Annotated in this window: 23 protein-coding genes and 1 riboswitch; of the genes, 11 read left to right on the top strand and 12 right to left on the bottom strand. The window is 72.7% G+C overall.

What is annotated here, in order from left to right:
* Positions 1–2: 2 nt before the first annotated feature.
* From ACFYPR_RS28810 to ACFYPR_RS28795, 4 genes are all read left to right on the top strand, one after another.
* On the top strand, positions 3–302 hold the full coding sequence (locus ACFYPR_RS28810; RefSeq protein ID WP_354854660.1) for a metalloregulator ArsR/SmtB family transcription factor: 300 nt from the start codon (positions 3–5) through the stop codon (positions 300–302).
* A complete protein-coding gene (locus ACFYPR_RS28805) occupies positions 299–697 on the top strand; it encodes a Fur family transcriptional regulator (protein ID WP_203150761.1) in 399 nt (132 codons plus the stop codon). Before ACFYPR_RS28810 ends, ACFYPR_RS28805 begins: the two co-directional genes overlap by 4 nt.
* 204 nt (positions 698–901) lie before the next feature.
* Complete coding sequence (locus tag ACFYPR_RS28800) at positions 902–1,510, top strand: hypothetical protein (RefSeq protein ID WP_355067073.1); 609 nt, start codon at positions 902–904, stop codon at positions 1,508–1,510.
* 158 nt (positions 1,511–1,668) lie between these two features.
* Positions 1,669–1,836, top strand: a complete 168-nt coding sequence (locus ACFYPR_RS28795; protein WP_234587259.1) for a hypothetical protein — start codon at positions 1,669–1,671, stop codon at positions 1,834–1,836.
* A gap of 173 nt (positions 1,837–2,009) precedes the next feature.
* Here ACFYPR_RS28795 and ACFYPR_RS28790 read toward each other — a convergent pair whose 3' ends face one another.
* The 5 genes from ACFYPR_RS28790 to ACFYPR_RS28770 all read right to left on the bottom strand — a co-directional run bounded on the left by ACFYPR_RS28790 (position 2,010) and on the right by ACFYPR_RS28770 (position 6,795).
* Positions 2,010–4,016: an acyl-CoA dehydrogenase family protein gene (locus ACFYPR_RS28790; RefSeq protein ID WP_387263513.1), complete on the bottom strand. Its 2,007-nt coding sequence runs from the start codon at positions 4,014–4,016 to the stop codon at positions 2,010–2,012.
* A 121-nt stretch (positions 4,017–4,137) separates the two neighbouring features.
* Entirely contained in the window at positions 4,138–4,641 is a 504-nt protein-coding gene (locus ACFYPR_RS28785; protein WP_354854666.1) for a DUF6328 family protein, read from the bottom strand.
* 252 nt (positions 4,642–4,893) lie between these two features.
* A complete protein-coding gene (locus ACFYPR_RS28780; protein WP_354854668.1) occupies positions 4,894–5,643 on the bottom strand; it encodes an SIS domain-containing protein in 750 nt (249 codons plus the stop codon).
* Entirely contained in the window at positions 5,640–5,909 is a 270-nt protein-coding gene (locus ACFYPR_RS28775) for an AAC(3) family N-acetyltransferase (protein ID WP_354854670.1), read from the bottom strand. Before ACFYPR_RS28775 ends, ACFYPR_RS28780 begins: the two co-directional genes overlap by 4 nt.
* Positions 5,910–5,964: 55 nt before the next feature.
* A complete protein-coding gene (locus ACFYPR_RS28770; RefSeq protein ID WP_387263510.1) occupies positions 5,965–6,795 on the bottom strand; it encodes an alpha/beta fold hydrolase in 831 nt (276 codons plus the stop codon).
* 107 nt (positions 6,796–6,902) lie between these two features.
* Positions 6,903–7,007: riboswitch (TPP riboswitch) on the top strand.
* A 77-nt stretch (positions 7,008–7,084) separates the two neighbouring features.
* Here ACFYPR_RS28770 and ACFYPR_RS28765 point away from each other — a divergent pair.
* The 3 genes from ACFYPR_RS28765 (at position 7,085) to ACFYPR_RS28755 (ending at position 10,048) form a co-directional block, all read left to right on the top strand.
* Positions 7,085–7,672, top strand: coding sequence for an ECF transporter S component (locus ACFYPR_RS28765; RefSeq protein ID WP_355067070.1), 588 nt, complete (start codon positions 7,085–7,087; stop codon positions 7,670–7,672).
* A gap of 148 nt (positions 7,673–7,820) precedes the next feature.
* Positions 7,821–9,251, top strand: a complete 1,431-nt coding sequence (locus ACFYPR_RS28760) for an ABC transporter ATP-binding protein (RefSeq protein ID WP_354854675.1) — start codon at positions 7,821–7,823, stop codon at positions 9,249–9,251.
* Positions 9,248–10,048, top strand: a complete 801-nt coding sequence (locus ACFYPR_RS28755) for an energy-coupling factor transporter transmembrane component T family protein (protein WP_387263507.1) — start codon at positions 9,248–9,250, stop codon at positions 10,046–10,048. Before ACFYPR_RS28760 ends, ACFYPR_RS28755 begins: the two co-directional genes overlap by 4 nt.
* Before the next feature lie 118 nt (positions 10,049–10,166).
* Here the strand turns inward: ACFYPR_RS28755 and ACFYPR_RS28750 are convergent, their stop codons facing one another.
* The gene (locus ACFYPR_RS28750) at positions 10,167–10,583 is read right to left on the bottom strand and encodes a hypothetical protein (protein ID WP_387263504.1); all 417 of its coding nucleotides are present in this window, start codon (positions 10,581–10,583) and stop codon (positions 10,167–10,169) included.
* Positions 10,584–10,873: 290 nt separating this feature from the next.
* Here ACFYPR_RS28750 and ACFYPR_RS28745 point away from each other — a divergent pair, with 290 nt between their 5' ends.
* The 3 genes from ACFYPR_RS28745 (at position 10,874) to ACFYPR_RS28735 (ending at position 14,368) form a co-directional block, all read left to right on the top strand.
* Positions 10,874–11,170, top strand: coding sequence for an MTH1187 family thiamine-binding protein (locus ACFYPR_RS28745; protein WP_354854679.1), 297 nt, complete (start codon positions 10,874–10,876; stop codon positions 11,168–11,170).
* Positions 11,171–11,315: 145 nt separating this feature from the next.
* The gene (gndA, locus tag ACFYPR_RS28740) at positions 11,316–12,758 is read left to right on the top strand and encodes an NADP-dependent phosphogluconate dehydrogenase (RefSeq protein ID WP_354854681.1); all 1,443 of its coding nucleotides are present in this window, start codon (positions 11,316–11,318) and stop codon (positions 12,756–12,758) included.
* Positions 12,759–12,997: 239 nt separating this feature from the next.
* The gene (locus ACFYPR_RS28735) at positions 12,998–14,368 is read left to right on the top strand and encodes an IS4 family transposase (RefSeq protein WP_387263501.1); all 1,371 of its coding nucleotides are present in this window, start codon (positions 12,998–13,000) and stop codon (positions 14,366–14,368) included.
* A gap of 70 nt (positions 14,369–14,438) precedes the next feature.
* On the opposite strand, the gene ACFYPR_RS28730 is transcribed toward ACFYPR_RS28735, so the two are convergent.
* The 5 genes from ACFYPR_RS28730 to recO form a co-directional block, all read right to left on the bottom strand.
* Positions 14,439–15,200 (bottom strand): pirin family protein, encoded by a 762-nt coding sequence (locus ACFYPR_RS28730; RefSeq protein ID WP_355067066.1) that lies wholly within the window; start codon positions 15,198–15,200, stop codon positions 14,439–14,441.
* Positions 15,197–15,397: a thioredoxin reductase gene (locus ACFYPR_RS28725; RefSeq protein WP_354854685.1), complete on the bottom strand. Its 201-nt coding sequence runs from the start codon at positions 15,395–15,397 to the stop codon at positions 15,197–15,199. The genes ACFYPR_RS28730 and ACFYPR_RS28725 overlap by 4 nt, the downstream gene beginning before the upstream one ends.
* A 272-nt stretch (positions 15,398–15,669) precedes the next feature.
* Positions 15,670–15,855, bottom strand: coding sequence for a hypothetical protein (locus ACFYPR_RS28720; RefSeq protein WP_121655421.1), 186 nt, complete (start codon positions 15,853–15,855; stop codon positions 15,670–15,672).
* A gap of 68 nt (positions 15,856–15,923) precedes the next feature.
* Positions 15,924–16,724: an isoprenyl transferase gene (locus ACFYPR_RS28715; protein ID WP_354862036.1), complete on the bottom strand. Its 801-nt coding sequence runs from the start codon at positions 16,722–16,724 to the stop codon at positions 15,924–15,926.
* A gap of 8 nt (positions 16,725–16,732) precedes the next feature.
* The gene (gene recO / locus ACFYPR_RS28710) at positions 16,733–17,608 is read right to left on the bottom strand and encodes a DNA repair protein RecO (RefSeq protein ID WP_355067065.1); all 876 of its coding nucleotides are present in this window, start codon (positions 17,606–17,608) and stop codon (positions 16,733–16,735) included.
* A gap of 102 nt (positions 17,609–17,710) precedes the next feature.
* Here recO and ACFYPR_RS28705 point away from each other — a divergent pair, with 102 nt between their 5' ends.
* Positions 17,711–18,517, top strand: a complete 807-nt coding sequence (locus ACFYPR_RS28705; protein ID WP_387263498.1) for a DUF4097 domain-containing protein — start codon at positions 17,711–17,713, stop codon at positions 18,515–18,517.
* On the opposite strand, the gene ACFYPR_RS28700 is transcribed toward ACFYPR_RS28705, so the two are convergent.
* A complete protein-coding gene (locus ACFYPR_RS28700; protein ID WP_354862023.1) occupies positions 18,504–19,640 on the bottom strand; it encodes an acyltransferase in 1,137 nt (378 codons plus the stop codon). The genes ACFYPR_RS28705 and ACFYPR_RS28700 overlap by 14 nt on opposite strands.
* Positions 19,641–19,789: the final 149 nt, after the last annotated feature.

Below are 19,789 nucleotides of genomic sequence, written 5' to 3'. Positions count from 1 at the left end.
AGATGACCAGCGCAACAGGCTACGAGGGTTTCGACGGAGCCAGCGAGTTGCTCCGGGCCCTGTCGGCGCCCATCCGGCTGGCCATCGTCAGCGAGCTGGCCAGCGGCGAGCGGTGCGTGCACGAGCTGGTGGAGAAGCTGGGCGCGGCACAGCCGCTGGTGTCCCAGCACCTGCGGGTGCTGCGCGGAGCGGGCGTGGTGCGGGGCTCCCGCCGGGGCCGGGAGATCGCCTACAGCCTGGTCGACGAGCACGTCGCGCACATCGTGGCGGACGCGGTCAGCCACGCCGGGGAGGGATCATGAGCGAGAGCGGCGCCGCGGTGCGCAACACCCGGCAGCGCTCGGCGGTGAGCGCGCTGCTGGGCGAGATGGAGGGCTTCCACAGCGCCCAGGACCTGCACGCGATGCTCCGGCAGCGCGGTGAGCGGGTCGGCCTCACGACTGTCTACCGCACCCTGCAGGGGCTGGCCGACGCGGGCGAGATCGACGTGATGCGCCCGCCGGGCGGCGAGCACCTCTACCGCCGGTGCAGCGAGGGGCACCACCACCACCTGGTCTGCCGGGCCTGCGGGCGTACGGTCGAGGTGGCCGGCCCCGCGGTGGAGAGCTGGGCCGACCGGGTCGCCGCACAACACGGCTACGCCGACGTCAGCCACACCCTGGAGATCTTCGGCACCTGCCCGGCCTGCGTCCGCTGACCAGCGTGGCCGACCTTCGGTTCCGCCCGGTCCAGCCGGTGGGCGACACCGTCGCGTTCGGGGGCCTGCGGCTCGCCTGATCGCCGATCCCCCGGCCGGGCGTCGGTGGCGGGGAGCGGAGCCTGCGGCGCCCCCGGGCCGGGGTCACCCCGGCCACCGATCGACGGGTGCCGGGCGGGGACCGTTCGTGGCACGCTGTCCGGCGTGAAGATCTACGCCGATCGGTTTCCGACCGCCGTCCGCCAGTTGCTCACCGACCTGCTCGTCGTCGCCTGGGTGTACGTCGCGATCCGCGCCGCGCTCTGGCTGCACGACCTGGTGCAGAAGCTCGCCGTACCCGGGCAGAAGCTGGAGGGCGCCGGCAGTGGCCTCGCCGACAACCTCGCCGACGCCGGCGGCAAGGTCCGGCGGGTGCCGCTGGTCGGTGACGAGCTGACCGCGCCCTTCCAGCGGGCCGCCGACGCCGCCCGGGGTCTCGCCGACGCCGGCCGCGACCAGCAGCACCTGGTCGACCAGCTCGCCCTCGCCCTCACCGTCGCGGTGCTGATCTTCCCGCTCGGCCTGGTGCTCTTCGGTTGGCTGCCGCTGCGGCTGCGCTGGATGCGCCGGGCCGGATCGGCCGCGAAGCTGGCCGCCGGGCCGGCCGGGCGGGATCTGCTCGCGCTACGCGCGCTGGCCACCCAGCCGCTGGGCCGGCTGACCCGGATCGCGCCGGACGTCGCCGAGGCGTGGCGACGTGGCGACGACGACACCGTCGAGGCCCTGGCCGCCCTGGAGCTACGCCAACTCGGCCTGCGCAGCAGAGGCCGCTGAACCTGCGGTGCGCCCCTGGCTTGATCCACACCAGATCGCCGATGTGGGTCTGTCCGGGCCGCCGGATGCCCCCACCTCGGCGACCTGGTGTGGATCGACCACCAGCTGCCGTCGCGTGCCACAGCCTGCGTCGGCATCCCGGCCGTTAAGGTCTTCGGGTGTTCTACTTCCTGATCGTCATCGCCGTACTGCTGCTCGGCTACGCCGCCGTCCTGGTCTCCCTCGTCCGCCGGGGCAGGAAGATCCCACCCGCGGCGTACCTCGCCCTGGCCGGGCTCAACGGTCTGATCCTGGCGGGGGTGCTGGCCTGGGCGGTCGCCCGCTGACAGCGCGCCGGGCAGCCAGGCCACGCCGCGGCGGCACGGCACGCGCAAACGCAGCACGGCAAGCGCGGCCGGCACGGCAAGCGCGGCCAACGCGACCAGTCCGGCCGGCGCGAACAGCGGCGAGGGGCGGCCCGGCGGGCGGGCCGCAGGGGGTCAGGCCGCGGGGTCGGAGGTTACGGCTTCGGCGGGATGCGGCGGCGGACGTCCTCGGCGGTGGACGGGCCGGGCGACCAGCGGGCCACCCAGGGCAACTCGTCGGACGGGGTGACGACCCCCTCCTCCAGCCCCGCGTAGCGGCCGGCGAGGATCCGCTTGGCGGCGGCCGTGTCGACGGAGTCGGTGTTGTCCCAGAGTGCCGTGAACAGCGCGTCCACCCGGACCAGGGCCTGCCGGCAGAACAGGTCGGCCAGCTCGACGTTCTCCGGCCGCGTGTCGCGCTCGGCGGACGCCCGGACGCAGACGGCGGACATCGCGAACAACTCCGCGCCGATGTCCACCACACGCCCGAGGAACGCCTGCTTGCGCTCCAGCTTTCCCTGCCAGCGGGACATCGCGTAGAACGTCGACCGGGCCAGCTTGCGCGACGACCGTTCCACCTGGCGCAGGTGCGCGGCCAGGGGCCCGAACTCGGCGTACGCCGATGGGCTCTGGCCCTTGCCGACCGCGAGGGTGGGCAGCCACCTCGCGTAGAACGCTCCCGCACGGGCGCCGGCGCGGGCCTTGCGGCCGAGCCCCGCCTCCGGGTCGATGATGTCGCCGGCCACCGAGAGGTGGGCGTCGACCGCCTCCCGGGCGATCAGCAGATGCATGATCTCGGTCGAGCCCTCGAAGATCCGGTTGATCCGCAGGTCGCGGAGCACCTGCTCGACGTTGGCCGGGCGTTCGCCGCGGGCGGCCAGCGAGTCGGCCGTCTCGTAGCCACGCCCGCCCCGGATCTGGATCAGCTCGTCGGCGATCTTCCAGGCCATCTCGCTGGCGTACAGCTTGACCAGCGCCGCCTCGATCCGGATGTCGTTGCGGTCGTCGTCGGCGAGCAGGCAGCACAGGTCGAGCATGGTCTCCATGCCGTACGTGGTGGCGGCGATGAAGGAGAGCTTCTGGGCGACCGCCTCGTGCTCGCCCACCGGCCGGCCCCACTGGACGCGGTCGGCGGCCCACCCCCGGGCCACGTTCAACGACCACTTGCCGGCGCCCACGCACATGGCCGGCAGCGAGAGCCGACCGGTGTTCAGCGTGGTCAGGGCGATCTTGAGCCCCTTGCCCTCACCGCCGATGACGTTCTCCGCCGGCACGAACACGTCGTGGAACCGGGTCAGGCTGTTCTCCAGACCACGGAGGCCGACGAACTCGTTGCGCCGCTCCACGGTGATGCCCGCGCTGTCGCCGTCCACCACGAACGCGGTGATCCCGCCGCGCCGACCCTCGGCGGCGGGCACCCGGGCCATCACCACCAGCAGGGTCGCGACGATGCCGTTGGTGGCCCAGAGCTTGACCCCGTTGAGTCGGTAGCCGGTGCCGTCCTCGGTCGGCTCGGCGGTGGTGGCGAGCCGGGCCGGGTCGGAGCCCACGTCCGGCTCGGTGAGCAGGAACGCGGAGACCTCGCCCGCGGCGAGCCGGGGCAGGAAGCGCTGCTTCTGCTCGGCGGTGCCGAACATCTTCAGCGGCTGCGGCACCCCGATCGACTGGTGGGCCGAGAGCAGCGCGCCGATCGCCGGGCTGACCGAGCCGGCCAGCATCAGCGCCCGGCAGTAGTGCAGGTTGCTCAGCCCGAGGCCGCCGTACTTGCGGTCGATCTTCATGCCGAACGCGCCGAGGTCGGCCAGCCCGTGGAACACGGCGTCCGGAATGGAGGCGTCCCGTTCGATGGCCGCGCCGTCCACCTCGGAGGTGAGGAAGGCGCGGAACCGACCAAGGAACTCCTCGGCGCGGGCCACGTCGTCCGGGTCGGAGCGGGGCCAGGGATCGATCAGGTCGAGCCGGAACCGCCCGAGGAACAGCTCCTTGCCGAAGCTGGGCCGATCCCAGGTGGACTCCCGGGCGGCCTCGGCGACCTGCCGGGCCTCCTTCTCGGAGACCTGCCCCGCCTCCGCCGGCAACGGCCCGGTGCTGCCCGGTGTGACGCTGCCGGCTTCGGAGTCGGGGCCGTCCGGTGCCGGTCGGCCATTCTGCGTCGTGGTCACGGCTGCCCCCTCGAACCTCGGTTGCGGCTGCGTCGACGTGCGCGACTACCGTCACGCTACCCCCGGTTGTTACCCAGGGGTAGCGCTGCGTGCGGATCGTCTGCTCGCTGCTCCGGCGGGGTCAGCGGCCGCTGAGCGTGTCCGGGTCGTCATCGTCGTCGTCGATGTCGTCGTCCCCCCAGTTGCGGCGGGCGAACGGCAGGATCACCCAGAACAGGAGGAACCAGAGCCCGGCCAGCGCGCTGAGCAGGAACGCGATCGGCCGGTCCAGCACGAAGTCGGTGATCAGCAGGACCGCGCTGACCATCGCGATCAGCATGAAGGCGAGACCGCCGGTGGCCATCCGGTGCGCGAACCGCACCAGCTCCGGCTTGCGCCCCTGACGGAACAGCGCCCGGTGGAACGCCACCGGCGAGATGATCATCGCGGTGGCGGCGGCCGCGGCGAGCAGCGCGACGATATAGACGTCCCGCTGGAACTCGCTGGTCCGGGTGAACCCGTTGCTGAACGGCAGGGTGAGCAGGAAGGCGAAGAGGATCTGCACGCCGGTCTGGGCGACCCGCAGCTCCTGCAACAGGTCGGCGAAGTTGCGCTGCCAACGCTGCTTCTCGGTCTCCTTGGACACGCGCTACCTCCGGTCAGACGGTACTGCCGGCGGTCCCAGCCGCCGGCAGCAACGCCAATGCCCCACACGGCCGAGCGCGAAACAGGCTCACGACACGTTCCGGCCATCTCCCCGTCGCCCGCCGGTCATCGCCCGGTCGCCGTGCCGTCGCCCGCCCGCCCCAAGCCGAGCCGCCCGCGCCACCCGCCGTGCCGTCGCCCGCCCGCGCCATGCCGACCGCCCGGGTCGCGCCATCGCCCGCGCCGCCGGGGGTCAGGAGCCGCGGCGGATCCGGCCGGCGTATCTGGCCTCCAGGGCCGTGTTGTGCGCGTCGCCGTCCGGGATGTTCGCCGACAGGTAGACCGGGGGCCGCTCCCCCGCTGCCAGCAACCGGGCGACGACCTCCACGGTGATCTGCTGCGCCAGCAGCGCCGCCGTGATCGAGGAGACCGCGCCGACCGCGCCACCGCCGGGCAGCGGCAGGGTCGCGTCGCCGTACGGTGCGCCGTTGTCGAGCACCACGTCGGCGAGGTCGGCCAGCTTGCGCCCGGACGGGTGGCGGGACGTCATCCGGCCGGAGTGCTGCGCCGAGGTGATCGCCACCAGCGGGTGACCATGCTCCTTGACCAGCGTGGCGAACTCGACCATCGCGCCGTTGACCCCGGAGTTCGACGCGAGCACGAAGACGTCGGCAGCCTGTACGGGGGCCAGCTCCCAGAGCCGGTGCGCCACCGCCGGGTCCCGCTCCAGCAGCGGCCCGAGACGATCGGCCGGTTCGCCGCCGAGCAGCACCAGGTCACGCAGCGCGATCCGGTTGGTGGGCACCAGACCACCCGCCCGACCGGCGATCTCCATGGCGAGGGCCTCCGAGTGCCCGGTGCCGAAGGCGTGCACCACCCCGTCGGCGCGTACCGCTTCGGCGATCAGATCGGCGGCCCGCCCGACCGCATCCCGCTGGCTGGCGGCCACCCGGCCGATCGTCTCGGTCACCACGGCCAGGTAGTCCTCGGCGCTCACACTCATGCGTCCTCCGTCGTCCGGTTGCGGGCCATCCACTGCACCGCGAAGTCGACCGCCGCCCGCTGGCGTACCAACCTCCCCGTCCCCGCGCCCACCGGGCCGCAGCGCACCGCCCCGGTGGCCTCCAGGTCCCGACCCAACGCGCCGAAGTCGCCCGCGTCGAGCCGGGGCGTACACCCAGCAGGCGCAGCTGCGCGGCGAGCGAGCGACGGGTGTCCGGCCCGCCGGCAGGTGCCGTCACGGCGCTCCTCCGCCCGGCGCCGGCCCACCCGGCGCCCGTCTGCCCGGCGTTCGTTGGCCCGGCGTGTCTCGGCACGGCACGGCTCAGGCCGTTCCGGCGATCCGGGCCAGGACCGCCTCGGCCAGCGCGGCGGGTGCGGCGTCCGGAATCCAGTGGCTCACCCCGGGCAGCGGTACGAAGCGGTAGTCACCGATGACGTTGGCGGCGCACGCCTCGGCGGCGGTCCGCCCGATGGCGACGTCCCGGTCGCTCCAGACGTAGGTGGTGGGTACCGCGACCGGGCCGACGCCGGCCAGGTCGGCGCGGGACATGGCCCGGTACCAGTTCAGGGCGGCGGTGAGCGCACCCGGCTCCCGCATCGGGTCGGCGTAGCGGTCCACCCGGGAGGCGTCACCCACCCCGCCGAGCATCTTGCGCAGCGCCGTCGCGTGCCACGCCAGCAGCACCTTCTCGGCCTTGCCCGGCTTGCGGAACAGCGCGATGTACGACGAGCGCGCCTTCTGCTGGCCGTCGGTGGCGAGGGCGTGCGCCATGGCCGCCGGGTGCGGCACGGACACCGCGGTCAACGTACGGACCCGCTCGGGGTGCGCGGCGGCCACCGCCCAGGCCACGATCGCGCCCCAGTCGTGGCCGACCAGGTGGACGGCGTCCACATCGAGCGCGTCGAGCACCGCCACCACGTCGGCGACCAGTTCCGGAATCCGGTACGCGACCACCGCCTCCGGCCGGGCACCCGGCGAGTAGCCCCGCTGGTCCAGCGCGTACGTGCGCAGCCCGGCGGCGTGCAGTGCCGGCACGACGTCGTCCCACTCCCCGCTGTGCTGCGGGAAGCCGTGCAGCAGGAGGACGGGAATGCCGTCGGCCGGGCCGCCGGTGCCTATCTCGAACGTGAGACCTCGCGCGTCGACCTGCATGATCGGCAGCCTACCCAGCCGGCCGAGCGCCGGCCCTGATGCGCGGGCGGCCGAATGCCCTGCTGGGCCGTTACCCCTGGTCGGTGCTAGCGTCACCGAGACAACTTCACATCCGACAGGGGAGCGCACAGCGCTGAGAGTGCGGGCACGCCCGCAGACCCTCGAACCTGATCTGGGTAATGCCAGCGCAGGGAGTTCGGTCGACCTCCAGCCGCGCCGTGAGTCCGGTGCCACCGGGCGCGCGGCGTGCGTCTTCTCCTGGTTCGTTCCACTGAACTGGGAGCACAGCATGGACAACACCACCAGCCGTTGGCGCACCATCGACATCGTGGTCGCCTCGGTGATCGCGGTCGCCTTCGGCGTCATCTTCTGGGCCTGGGGCCTGGTCTGGAGCGCCACCGAGGGCGCGTTCGCCTTCTTCCCGCCCGCGCAGACGCTGATCTACGGCGTCTGGCTGCTGCCGGCCGTGGTCGGCGGCCTGGTCATCCGCAAGCCCGGCGCCGCGCTCTACTGCGAGACGGTGGCCGCAGTCGTCTCCGCACTGCTGGGCAGCCAGTGGGCCGGCACGGTGATCCCCCAGGGCATCGTGCAGGGCATCGGGGCCGAGCTGGCGTTCGCCGCCTTCCGGTACCGGTCGTACCGGCTGCCGACCGCCGTGCTGGCCGGCGCGCTGACCGGTCTCAGCGCGGCGCTGTTCGACTTCTTCGTCTGGAACGTCGACTACGCGCTGGGCGACTACCGCATCCCGTACGCCCTGCTCACCATCGTCAGCGCCACGATCATCGCTGGCGTGGGCGGCTGGCTGCTCACCCGCGCCCTGGCCAACACCGGCGCGCTGGACCGCTTCCCGGTAGGCCGAAACCGCGCCCTCATCTGAGGGCGCAACTGTCCCCGTGATCAAGAGGTTTGCGTCAACGGAAGCCGGAATTCTGACGCAAACCTCTTGATCACCGGCGGGGAGACGGCGGGAAGACGGCGGGAGGACGGCCGGGAGACGGCCGGGAGGGGCAGGGAGGGGGTGTTGGGTGGGCGGGGTACTGCTGCGGGGGTTCGGGTGGCGGCATGCCGGGCGGCGGGCCTGGGCTGTGCGCGGGGTGGATCTGCGGGTCGAGGCCGGAGAACGGGTGCTGCTGCTCGGGCCCTCCGGGGCCGGTAAGAGCACCCTGCTCACCGCGCTGGCCGGGCTGCTGCCCGAGGATTCCGGTGAGCAGGAGGGCACCGTCGAGATCGACGGGCTCGACCCCCGCAAGGCGCGGGAACGGGTCGGCATCGTCTTCCAGGACCCGCAGACCCAGCTGGTGATGGCGCGCAGCGGCGACGATGTCGCGTTCGGGCTGGAGAACCGGGGCGTGCCGACGGACGAGATCTGGCCCCGGGTCGACGAAGCGCTGCGGCGGGTCGGCTTCCCGTACCCCCGCGACCGCAGCACTGCCGCGCTGTCCGGCGGCGAGCAGCAACGCCTGGCCCTGGCCGGCGCGCTTGCCCTGCGGCCCGGCCTGCTGCTGCTCGACGAGCCGACCGCCAACCTCGACCCGGACGGGGCCGCCCTGGTCCGAGGGGCGGTGGCGGGCGCGCTGGACGCCGACACCACAGTGATCCTGGTCGAACACCGGGTCGCCGAGGCGCTGCCACTGGTCGACCGGGTGGTCGTCCTGGAGCCTGGCGGCGGGGTCCGCGCGGACGGGACGCCCGAGGCGGTCTTCGCCGCGCACGGCGCTGCCCTCGCCGCCGAGGGCGTCTGGGTGCCCGGTCACCCCATCGCACCCCGCACGGCCACCGCCGCCCCTGGCGACCTGCTGCTCACCGCCGACCGGCTCGGCCTGCCGCCCCGGCTGGGCCCCACCGACCTGGCGGTACGCGCCGGAGAGGCGCTCGCCGTACGCGGACCCAACGGCGCCGGCAAGTCCACGCTGGCGCTGCTGCTCGGCGGCCTGCTCAAACCGGGCGCCGGCCGCGTCACCGCTTCGGCCGAGTTGGCCGGCGCCGACCACCGCGCTCCCCCGCACCGCTGGCGAGCGCCCGCGCTGGCCCGACGGATCGGGTCGGTCTTCCAGGACCCGGAGCACCAGTTCGTCACCGGCACCGTCTTCGACGAGCTGGCGCTCGGGCCACGCCGGACGGGTCAACCTGAGGCTGCCGTCCGGGAGACCGCCGCGGGGCTGCTGGACCGGCTGCGGCTGACCCGACTCGCGGCCGCCAACCCGTACACCCTCTCCGGTGGGGAAGCGCGGCGGCTGAGCGTGGCGACGGCCCTGGCCACGGCGCCCCGCCTGCTGATCTGCGACGAACCGACCTTCGGGCAGGACCGGCGGACCTGGCGGGAGCTGGTCGACCTCTTCGCCGACCTGCGGGACGCCGGGCACGGCGTGGTCACGGTCACCCACGACCTCGACTTCGTCGCCGCGCTCGCCGACCGCACGGTCACCCTCCAGCGGGCACCGGACGGCGCCCGGTGATCAGCATCGAGCCGATCGCCGCGCCCGGCGCCCCGCTGGCCCGGCGCAACCCGGTGGCGAAGGTGGCCGCCGCGCTTGTCTTCTCGTTCACCCTGCTGGCGACGCTCGACCCGGTGGCGCCGGCGATCGCCATCGCGGTCGAACTCGCCGTCCTGCCGCTGTTCGGCGTCCGCTACCGGGTGCTGGCCCGGCGGGCCCTGCCCCTGCTGCTCAGCGCCGCCGGCATCCTGGTCACCCTGGTGCTCTTCGCCGCCGACCAGTCCGGCCGGATCCTGCTGGACGCCGGGCCGGTGCTGGTGAGCACCGGCGTGCTGCGCACCGCTCTCGGCCTGGTGCTGCGGGTCTTCGCGGTGGCCCTGCCCGGCGTGATCGTCTTCGCCACCACCGACCCGACCGACCTGGCGGACGCCCTGATCCAGAACGCGAAGGCGCCGGCGCGGTTCGCCGTCGGGTCGCTGGCCGCGTTCCGGCTGGTGCCGCTGCTCGGTCAGGAGTGGCAGATGATCAGCATGGCCCGACGGGCACGCGGCGTCGACGCGGGACGCAACCCGGTGGCGAAGCTGCGGCTGTTCACGTCCACGGCGTTCGCGCTGCTGGTCGGGGCGATCCGCCGGGGCACCCGGCTGGCCGTCGCCATGGACGCGCGCGGCTTCGACGGCGACACACCCCGTACCGTCGCCCGACGCCAGCGCTTTGGCCTCGCCGACGCGCTGCTGATCGCCGGGGCGGCCGCGCTGGCCGGAGCAGCCCTGACCACAAGCGTGCTCCTCGGCACCTTCCGCCCGCTGATCGGCTGAGCGGGCCGCTCAGCCAGTCGAGACGATCCGCACCACCTCGGTGATGCGGTGGTCTCCTGCACTGCGCAGGCCACCACATCACCGACATTGGTGCCACCGCCCCGACGGGTCGGGTCGGTCAGCTCCGGCGGAAGGCGTACCGGCGGGGCTGGCCGGCCCGTTGGCTGCGGCCACCGCCCGAGCGGTTACCGCCGGCCTGCGGTGGCCCGGCCGTCGGTGCCGTGCCGCCGGCCTGCGGTGGCCCGGCCGTCGGTGCCGTCGGTCGCCCGGCGGTCTTCGGCAGATCGTCCACCGTCGGCGCGTCGACCGCCGCCGGCACGTCGACGGCCAGCGCCGGCTCGACCAGCACCGCCGGCAACGCGGGCTCCACCGGCACCGCCGGCTCGACCAGCACCGCCGGCAGCGCCGGCTCGATCGGTTCGACCGGGAGGTCGGGGCGGGTGGGTGGGAGCGGGCCGTGGCCGGCCGCCGGGTCGGTGCCCAGCGGCGTCGGCGCGGGCGTACGGGTCTTCTTCGGATTGCGCCTGGCGGGCATCCGGGCCTCCTTCGGTGCCGACCTTCCCGGCGGTCCCGCGCTCCCGCGGTCGGTCGGATCGGCTGGTGACCGTGGCAACGCGACGGTCGAGCGGGAAGGGACTGCTCACCGGGGATCGGGCCGGGTCAACACGGCCGAACGGTGGACGGAGACGCGCGACGCCCGGGAGCGCACGGACCGCGATCGCGGGGCGGCGGGCCGGCTCGGGAAGTGGGGCGTCAGTTACGCATGCCCGAACCCTAACCACCGCCCGATGAGACGTGCACCCGATTTCCTGGCACGATCGGCGCATGCTGATCGCGTTCTCGATCACCCCGCTCGGTGCCGGCGACTCCGTGGGTGACCTGGTTGCCGAGGCGGTACGGGTGGTCCGCGAGTCCGGGTTGCCCAACCGGACCGATGCCATGTTCACCACCGTCGAGGGCGAGTGGGACGAGGTGATGGCGGTGGTGAAGCGGGCGGTCGACGTGGTGGCCGCGCAGGCGCCCCGGGTGAGCGTCGTCCTGAAGGCCGACGTCCGGCCCGGGGTCACCGACGCGCTCACCGCGAAGGTGGCGCGTGTGGAGGACCGACTGGCCCAGGGGTGAGCGTGGCTGCCGGTCGGGGTGTGGACGCGCCGGGCGAACGGGCCGCGACCAGGCGGTGACCCGCCGTGGGACGACTCGCCCACGATGCCGCGCGCCGCGATACGGTCGCAGCAGGATAGTTCGACGGCGAGAGGTGGCGGCACGAATGGCTGAGCAGGCGACGGCGCAGATCGGCGTGACCGGGCTGGCGGTGATGGGCCGGAACCTGGCCCGCAACCTGGCCCGCAACGGCTTTACCGTGGCGGTGCACAACCGGTCACCGGAGCGCACCCGCAGCCTCGTCGCCGAGCACGGTGACGAGGGCACCTTCGTGCCCGGTGAGTCGATGGCCGACTTCGTGGCGTCGCTGGAACGGCCCCGCGCGGTGATCGTGATGGTCAAGGCCGGTGCGCCCACCGACGCCGTGATCGACGAGCTGGTGCCGCTGCTGGAGGAGGGCGACATCATCGTCGACTGCGGCAACGCCCACTTCGCCGACACCCGTCGCCGGGAGGAGTCGCTGCGCGCGCAGGGGCTGCACTTCAGCGGCACCGGCGTCTCCGGTGGTGAGGAGGGCGCGCTGCTCGGGCCGAGCATCATGCCGGGCGGTTCCGCCGAGTCGTACGCCAAGCTCGGGCCGATGTTCGAGAAGATCGCCGCCCACGTGGACGGCGTGCCGTGCTGCATGCACGTCGGGCCGGACGGCGCCGGGCACTTCGTCAAGATGGTGCACAACGGCATCGAGTACGCCGACATGCAGCTCATCGCCGAGGCGTACGACCTGCTCCGGTCCGGCCTGGGCGCGAAGCCGGCGGAGATCGCGGAGATCTTCCGCGACTGGAACAACGGCGAGCTGGAGTCCTTCCTCATCGAGATCACCGCCGACGTGCTCGCGCACACCGACGCGGCGACCGGCCGCGCGTTCGTCGACGTCGTGCAGGACCGGGCCGAGCAGAAGGGCACCGGCCGGTGGACGGTGCAGAGCGCCCTCGACCTGGGCATCCCGATCACCGGGATCGCCGAGGCGACGTTCGCCCGCTCGCTGTCCGGGCACGTCGACCAGCGCGAGGCGGCCCGGCGGGCGTTCCCGGACGCCGGTGAGAAGTGGGAGGTCGCCGACCGGGACGCGTTCGTGGAGGACGTGCGCCGGGCGCTGCTCGCTTCCAAGATCGTCGCGTACGCGCAGGGCTTCGACCACATCCGGGCCGGCAGCCAGGAATACGACTGGGACATCGACCTCGGCGGCACGGCGACCATCTGGCGGGGCGGCTGCATCATCCGCGCCCGCTTCCTGAACCGCATCCGCGAGGCGTACGACGAGCAGCCCGACCTGCCGACGCTGCTCGTGGCGCCGTACTTCGCCGAGGCGGTCGCGGCCGGCGTGCCGAGCTGGCGGCGGGTCGTGGCCGACGCGGCCCGGGCGGGGGTGCCGACGCCGGCGTTCTCGTCGTCGCTGGCGTACTTCGACGGGCTGCGCGCCGAGCGGCTGCCCGCCGCGCTGATCCAGGGCCTGCGGGACAACTTCGGCGCGCACACCTACCAGCGCGTCGACCGCGAGGGCTCGTTCCACACCACCTGGGCCGGCGAGAAGACCGAGTCCCCGGCGTAGCCGGAATCGCCCCGCGCGCCGCGCCCCGCAAGATCGTGCTCGATCCATGATGTGGTGGCCTTCCGACAACGGGAGGCCACCACATCCATGTCAACGCTGTTGCGTTTGGCGATCGGGACTTGAGTCAAGGGCTTTGGAGACGCGAACGGGACTTCTGATAGATCAGCTTGTGTCGAGCAAGGTGATCGTTATCAGGAGTCCCGTTGCAGGAGAAGTCTGTCATCAGGCGGTCGTTGCAGGTGGCCGGGGGTGTGCACGCGCCCGGTCATCTGGGTGAGTTGACGCAGATCATTGACTTTGACCTCGTAGACGCGGTGTTGGAGGAGACCGGGACGCGGGAGAAGCGGCTGCGGCTGCTGCCGTCTCGGGTCGTGGTGTACTTCGTCCTTGCGCTGGCGCTGTTCGAGCGCTGTTCCTATCTGGCGACCTGGGGGAAGCTGACCGCTGCCCTGACGGACCTGCGCCTGACGCGGCCGAGCGTCTCCTCACTCTCACGCGCCCGCCGCCGGATCGGAGCGGCGCCGCTACGGCGTCTGTTCGAGACGTTGGCCGGTGTCGTCGGTCTGCCCAGCCAGCCCGGCGTGTTCTACCGGGGCCTGCGCACCGTGGCCATCGACGGCACTGACCTGCACGTGCCCGATCGGGAACAGGTCACCTGGCGCTACCCCAAACGGGCAGGAGAGCGGCGGGAGTTCGGCTACCCGCTGCTGCGGCTGCTCGTGGTGATCGAGTGCGGGACCCGCGCCCTGCTCGCCGCGGACTTCGGCCCTGACGCAGGAGGCGAACTGCCGTATGCCCACCGCCTGGTGGGCGTCCTGGACCGCGCGATGCTGCTGCTGGCCGACGCCGGCTTCGACGCCGCGCAATTCCTGCACGATGTGCACGCCACCGGAGCGCAGTTCCTGGTCCGCTCCACCGCCTGCCGCCGCCCGACCATCACGCAACGCCTGCCCGATGGCTCCTACCTGACCCGCATCGGCTACGGCACCCTCGCCGCCCTCATCCTGGTACGGGTCGTCGAAGCGCAGGTCACCGTCACCCTCGCCGACGGCACGGTGCGCCACGAGCAGTGGCGGCTGATCACCAGCCTGACCGACCACGCCCGCTACCTCGCCCGAGAACTCGTGGACCTCTACCACGAACGCTGGCAAGCCGAGACCACCTACTACTCGATCAAAGCGACCATGCTCAACGGCCGTGTCCTGCGCTCTCACAGCATCCCCGGGATCGAGCAGGAGGCATACGCCCTGCTCACCGCCTACCAAGCCCTCATCCGCGCGGCCGCAGACGCCGCGTCAACCCAGCCAGGCACCGACATGGACCGGATCAGCTTCACGATCCTCATCGAAACCGCCATCGACACGATCACCACCGCCAGCGCGATCCTCCCCCACGGCCCCGCCGACCTCCTCGGCGCAATCGGCCACGCCGCGCTGGCCAACCTCCTGCCCGCACGGCGCCGCCCCCGCGTCAAAGCCCGCACCCGCAAGAACCCGACCAGCAAGTACGGCCCGAACACCGGACAACACCCAACAACCACACAGACCTACAGCTTCCACGCCGAAATCACACTCTTCGAGAAAGGACTTGCCTCCCGCTCACGGCGCTAAACGCAACGGCGTTGACATCCAGGATCGAGCACGATCATGGGACCAGACGGCAGGTACGCGCGGGCACCCGTCAGGCGACAGTGGCGTGCATCTCCCAGACGAGGATCTCGGCCGGCTCGTCGGCGGTCACCCGCCGGCCGCCGGTCATGGTGAGCCGGGCGGCGTCGCCGGTGCCGAGCGGGCCGCTGTCCTCCAGGGTCACCGTGCCGTTCGGCACGTACAGGTGCACGAAGGGCGCGTCCGGGAGGGTGACCTCGTCGCCGGGGCCGAGTCGGGCGGCGTGCAGGGTCGCGTACCGGTTGCGGATCCGGATCGCGGACGCGCCGTCGTAGCGGTCCATCCCGGACGCGATCGGCACCAGGCCGCCGCGCAGCAACTCGTCCTCGATCTCCAGCTGCTCGTAGCCGGGGTCGACGCCCTGCTCATCGGGGAGCACCCACATCTGCACGAAGTGCACGGGGTCGCTGTGCGGCTCCTGGTTGTTGAGCCGCCAGGCGTCGTTCTTCTCCGAGTGCAGGATGCCGGTGCCGGCGCTCATCCGCTGCGCCAGGCCGGGGTAGATCACCCCGGAGTGGCCGGTGGAGTCCTGGTGCACGAGTGAGCCGCGCAGCACCCAGGTGACGATCTCCATGTCCTCGTGCGGGTGGGTCTCGAAGCCGGCGCCGGGCCGGACCACGTCGTCGTTGTTCACCAGCAGCAGCCCGTGGTGGGTGTTGGCCGGGTCGTAGTGCCGGGAGAACGAGAAGGAGTGCTTGGAGTCCAACCAGGAGATCCGGGTGGCGAACCGGTCCTCGGCCCGACGCAGGTCGACCGACGGCGCGGGTGCGGTCACCAGGCACGCTGCCCGGCGTCGGGGGTCGACGGCGCCCAGGTCAGGGCCGGTTCACCGGTGACCAGCTCGGCGATCTCACCGGTGCGCAGCTGCGGCGTGTGACCGAACTCCGCGCAGTGCTGCTCGGCGATCTCGGCGCAGATCTCGGCGACCTGTTCGCAGATCGGGTCGCCCAGATCCGCCGCGTTCAACGCCATGATCATTTTGTACCGGAGATCCCGCATATCCACCCCCAGCCGCCGATTCCCGCCGAGTCCCGCCACCTCCGGACCCTACCTGCCCCCACCTCCCCGAACCCCGAAACAACCAACCCAGACCCCCCACCCCGGCCGCGTCGATCATGGAGTTGTGGCGGTGAACGAAAGTCGTGAATGCGACCGAACCGGCCACCACAACTCCATGATCGACAGGGTGAGACGCCGGCGCCGCCCCGCACGTCGTGTGCGGGGCGGCGCCGGAGAGTCGGGAACTACCAGAACCGGCGGCGCTTGGCCTTCTGCGGGCGGATCAGATCCGCGCCCCTGGTCAGCAGCCGGGTCGCCCCGGAGGGACCACGCCGGGCCTCCAGGGTGTGGCTGAGCCGGCGGGCGCCGGCCGCGGCCAGCGGCACCGCGATCGCCATCACCGCCCACTGGGCAATGCGCTTCTGGATCATGTGGGTTCACCTCCGTCAGTGGCTTCTGACGTTCCTGATACCCAGCGTGACGGGTGGATAAGCCTCGCTCAGACCGTCGGAGCCACCGGGTTGGGCAGCGCGCCGCCGAACCGCCGGTCCCGCTGGGCGTACAGCTCGCACGCGTACCAGAGGTGGCGGCGGTCGAAGTCCGGCCAGAGGGTGTCCAGGAAGACCAACTCGGCGTACGCGGTCTGCCAGAGCAGGAAGTTGGAGATCCGCTCCTCGCCGGAGGGCCGCAGGAACAGGTCCACCTCCGGGATCTCCGGGTGGTACAGGTATTTCGCGACGGTCTTCTCGGTGACCTTCGACGGGTCCAGTCGACCGGCCGCCACGTCCCGGGCGATCGCCGCGGCGGCGTCGCCGATCTCGGCCTGCCCGCCGTAGTTCACACAGAACTGCAGGGTCAGCGTCGAGTTGCCCCGGGACATCTCCTCGGCGGTCTGCAACTCGGAGATGACGCTCTTCCACAACCGCCCCGGCCGCCCCGACCAGACCACCCGGACGCCGAGGTCGACCAGCTGGTCGCGGCGTCGACGGATCACGTCCCGGTTGAACCCCATCAGGAACCGGACCTCGTCGGGCGAGCGCCGCCAGTTCTCGGTGGAGAACGCGTACGCCGACAGGTAGGGGATGCCCATCTCGATCGCGCCCTCGATGGTGTCGAAGAGGCTGTGCTCCCCCGCCTCGTGGCCCTTGGTGCGGGGCAACCCGCGCTCCTTGGCCCACCGGCCGTTGCCGTCCATCACGACGGCCACGTGCTTCGGCACCGCCTCGCTCGGCAGCGCCGGCGGCCGGGCACCGGACGGGTGCGGCGTCGGTGGCGTCGGCTCCCGCCGGCCGGACCTCATCGATCGGATCACTCGGCTCTCTCCCTGCTCGTGCCGTCCGCACCGGCCTCGACGTCACCGCGCGGCCGGAGCATCGCAGCCCCACCGCCGCCCGGCGGCGGGACCGTGCCGGCGACCGAGGGCCCCCGGTCGACCAGCGGCAGCGAGCGTAGCGCGCGTTCCAGATGCCACTGGAGGTGCGCCGCGACCAGCCCGCTGCACTCCCGACGTACACCGGTCTCGGTGGCGTCGGCGACCACCCAGTCGCCGGTGGTCAGCGCGGACATCAGGTCGATGGTGGCCGGCGCGGGATGGGCCGCGCCGGGCGGCCGGCAGTCCGGGCAGACCGCGCCGCCGGCCGGCACGGAGAACGCGCGGTGCCGCCCGGGGGTGCCGCAGACCGCGCAGGCGATCAGCGCCGGAGCCCAGCCCGCGAGAGCCATCCCGCGCAGCAGGTACGCGTCGAGCACCAGCGTGGTCGCGTGTTCGCCCCGGGACAGCGCCTTCAGCGCCCCCACGGTGAGCTGGAACAGCCGCAGCGACGGCTCCCGCTCGACCGGCGTCAGCCGCTCGGCGGTCTCGGCGATCGCGCTGGCCGCCGTGTAGCGGGGATAGTCCCCGAGGAACCGCTTGCCGTACAGCTCGATGCCCTCGACCTGGCTGACCGTGTGCAGCGAGCTGCCGTGGTTGCCCTTGGGGTCACCGGCGAGTTGGAGGTCGACGTGACCGAACGGCTCCAGCCGGGCGCCGAACTTGCTCATCGTGCGCCGGACCCCCCGGGCGACCGCCCGCAGCCGGCCGTGCCGGCGGGTGAGCAGCGTGATGATCCGGTCGGACTCGCCGAGCTTCTGCACGCGCAGCACCACCGCGTCGTCGCGGTAGAGCTGTCGGCGGTACCCGGCCATCGGACCATTCTCCCTCGGGGTGTGAAATCAGGGTTGGTTCGGGGTGGACGCGCGGACGAACCCCGATGCGCCCGGCTCGTCACCGGCCGTAGCGTGCTCGTCATGGCACTGCACGAGACCACCGCCGCCCGTCGTCGCCACGCCACCGCGCCCGTCGCGTTGGGGCTGGCCACAGCCCTCATCCTGCTCGCCGGGTGCGACAACCTGTCCTTCCGCCGGCTCGACTACGACAACACCGAGGCGGTGAAGATCAGCACCATCCGGGTGCAGGGGGGCTCCGGAGACGTGATCGTCCGAGGCGACGGCACGGCGGGCGAGGCACGGATCAAGCGGGTCGTGCGCTATCAGGGCGGCGAACCCAAGGCCCGGTACGAGATCAAGGACAGCGAGTTGGTGCTGGACACCGACTGCGGCGACCGGTGCAGCGTCTCGTACGAGGTGACCGTCCCCGAGGGCGTGACCGTGCAGGGCGAGAGCGGCTCGGGTGACGTCGAGCTGACCAGGGTCGGCGCGGTGAAGCTGCGGCTGGGCTCGGGCGACGTGCGGATCAGCGACGTCGCCGGTGCGATCGACGTGGAGACCGGCTCCGGCAACATCGAGCTGAGCGAGGCCCGTTCGGCCGTACGACTGCGCGCCGGCTCCGGCGACATCACGGCTCGCCGTGTGGGCGGAACGACGGACGCCGAGGCCGGCTCCGGCAACGTCGTCGTCGAGCTGGAGACCGCCGCCTCGGCGCGTCTGCACGCCTCCAGCGGGGACGTCTCGCTGGTGGTGCCGGCCGGCAGTTACCGGGTCCGCTCCAACACCGGCTCCGGCGACGCCCGGATCACCGTCGCCGACGACCCGGCCGCCTCCCTGGTGCTCGACGGCTCGGCCGGCAGCGGCGACGTGTCGATCAGCCAGCGTTGATCTCGACGGTCGCCGCCGCTCCGGACACCCGCTGCGCCGGTACCGCCGCCCGTCCAACGGTCTCGCCGACTCCGAGACGACCCGCCGGGCCACCGTCGGAGGGGGCCGGCGGGACGGTCGGGCGGGGCGGCCCGCCCGGGATCAGCTCCGGGCGGCGACGGGCGGCGACGTCCTCGACCCAGCCGACGGCCAGGGTGACCAGACCGACAAGCGCGAAGACCAGCAGCACCCGGACAGCCAGCCCCACCGGGTCCTGGTGCGACCAGCCGACCACGTCGACCAGCGGGGTGAGCGCCACCACGAACGGCATGTGCCAGAGATAGATGGTGAGCGCCCGCCGGTTGAACACGGTCACCACCCGTTCGGCCAGCCGGCTGCGCTCCAGCCAGGCCACCCCGGCCGGCGCCCGACCCAGCACGACCAGGATGAACGCGGCCGACCAGAGCGCGTTGCCGAGGTGGTTGTCGTTGAGGTCGTACCCGCGCGGGCCGGGATGCGTGACGATCCAGGCCCCGCCGACGACCGCGAGGCCCAGCGACAGCGGGTACAGCACCCGGCCGGTGAGTCGACGCAGCATCCCGGCGTGGTGGGCGAAGCCGAGCAGCCACGCGCCGAAGTACAGGCCGAACTCGCGCACCACCGGCGGCGCCGGGTAGATCCCCACCTCGATCGTCACCAGCACCACGTACGGGGCGAGCAGGGTGGGCAGCGGGGCCCGCCGGAACAGCCAGAGCGCGACCGGCGAGGCGAGCACGAACCACAGGTAGTCCCGCAGGTACCAGATGATGCTCAGCGCCAGGGCGCCCCAGTTGTTCGCCGGCGGGTCGGTGATCGGGAACAGCCACAGCAGCACCCGGGGCGACAGCGCCAGCCCGGTGAGCAGCATGGCCGGCACGAAGACGGCCGCCAGCACCCACAGCGACGGCAACAGCCGGCGCAACCGGCGGCCGACCGCCACCGGGCCGGACCGCGCGAGCGAGGCGGCCATCAACGAGCCGGCCAGCGCGAACATCACCGACATGGCGGGGAAGACGAGGGTGAGGGTCGCCCAGCCGGTGACGTGGTAGACGACCACCCGGACGATGGCGAGGAAACGGAGCAGATCGAGGTATCTGTTGCGCATCAGCCTGCATCTGGATCGGGGACGCGGTGCTTTCTCCCCTACCCTTCGCGGCCCGCGCGCCAAACGACGCCGACCCCGGCCGATCGTGAGGCTGCCCATGGGGCCGACCGGAAACGATCAGGCCGACCGGCGCCCGCCCCTCAGCAGGG

The organism is Micromonospora sp. NPDC005254, assembly GCF_042872525.1.
Classification (GTDB): Bacteria; Actinomycetota; Actinomycetes; order Mycobacteriales; family Micromonosporaceae; genus Micromonospora.
The sequence above is the reverse complement of the archived record's forward strand: the minus strand, read 5'-3'. Positions and strand labels throughout refer to the sequence as shown.

Bases quoted from the DNA above. Each gene is read 5' to 3' on its own strand.
- ACFYPR_RS28810 (WP_354854660.1), top strand. From the start codon at position 3: ATGACCAGCGCAACAGGCTACGAGGGTTTCGACGGAGCCAGCGAGTTG.
- ACFYPR_RS28805 (WP_203150761.1), top strand. From the start codon at position 299: ATGAGCGAGAGCGGCGCCGCGGTGCGCAACACCCGGCAGCGCTCGGCG.
- ACFYPR_RS28780 (WP_354854668.1), bottom strand. From the start codon at position 5,643: ATGAGTGTGAGCGCCGAGGACTACCTGGCCGTGGTGACCGAGACGATC.
- ACFYPR_RS28770 (WP_387263510.1), bottom strand. From the start codon at position 6,795: ATGCAGGTCGACGCGCGAGGTCTCACGTTCGAGATAGGCACCGGCGGC.
- ACFYPR_RS28765 (WP_355067070.1), top strand. From the start codon at position 7,085: ATGGACAACACCACCAGCCGTTGGCGCACCATCGACATCGTGGTCGCC.
- ACFYPR_RS28750 (WP_387263504.1), bottom strand. From the start codon at position 10,583: ATGCCCGCCAGGCGCAATCCGAAGAAGACCCGTACGCCCGCGCCGACG.
- ACFYPR_RS28745 (WP_354854679.1), top strand. From the start codon at position 10,874: ATGCTGATCGCGTTCTCGATCACCCCGCTCGGTGCCGGCGACTCCGTG.
- gndA (WP_354854681.1), top strand. From the start codon at position 11,316: ATGGCTGAGCAGGCGACGGCGCAGATCGGCGTGACCGGGCTGGCGGTG.
- ACFYPR_RS28725 (WP_354854685.1), bottom strand. From the start codon at position 15,397: ATGGCGTTGAACGCGGCGGATCTGGGCGACCCGATCTGCGAACAGGTC.
- ACFYPR_RS28720 (WP_121655421.1), bottom strand. From the start codon at position 15,855: ATGATCCAGAAGCGCATTGCCCAGTGGGCGGTGATGGCGATCGCGGTG.
- ACFYPR_RS28715 (WP_354862036.1), bottom strand. From the start codon at position 16,724: ATGAGGTCCGGCCGGCGGGAGCCGACGCCACCGACGCCGCACCCGTCC.
- recO (WP_355067065.1), bottom strand. From the start codon at position 17,608: ATGGCCGGGTACCGCCGACAGCTCTACCGCGACGACGCGGTGGTGCTG.
- ACFYPR_RS28705 (WP_387263498.1), top strand. From the start codon at position 17,711: ATGGCACTGCACGAGACCACCGCCGCCCGTCGTCGCCACGCCACCGCG.
- ACFYPR_RS28700 (WP_354862023.1), bottom strand. From the start codon at position 19,640: ATGCGCAACAGATACCTCGATCTGCTCCGTTTCCTCGCCATCGTCCGG.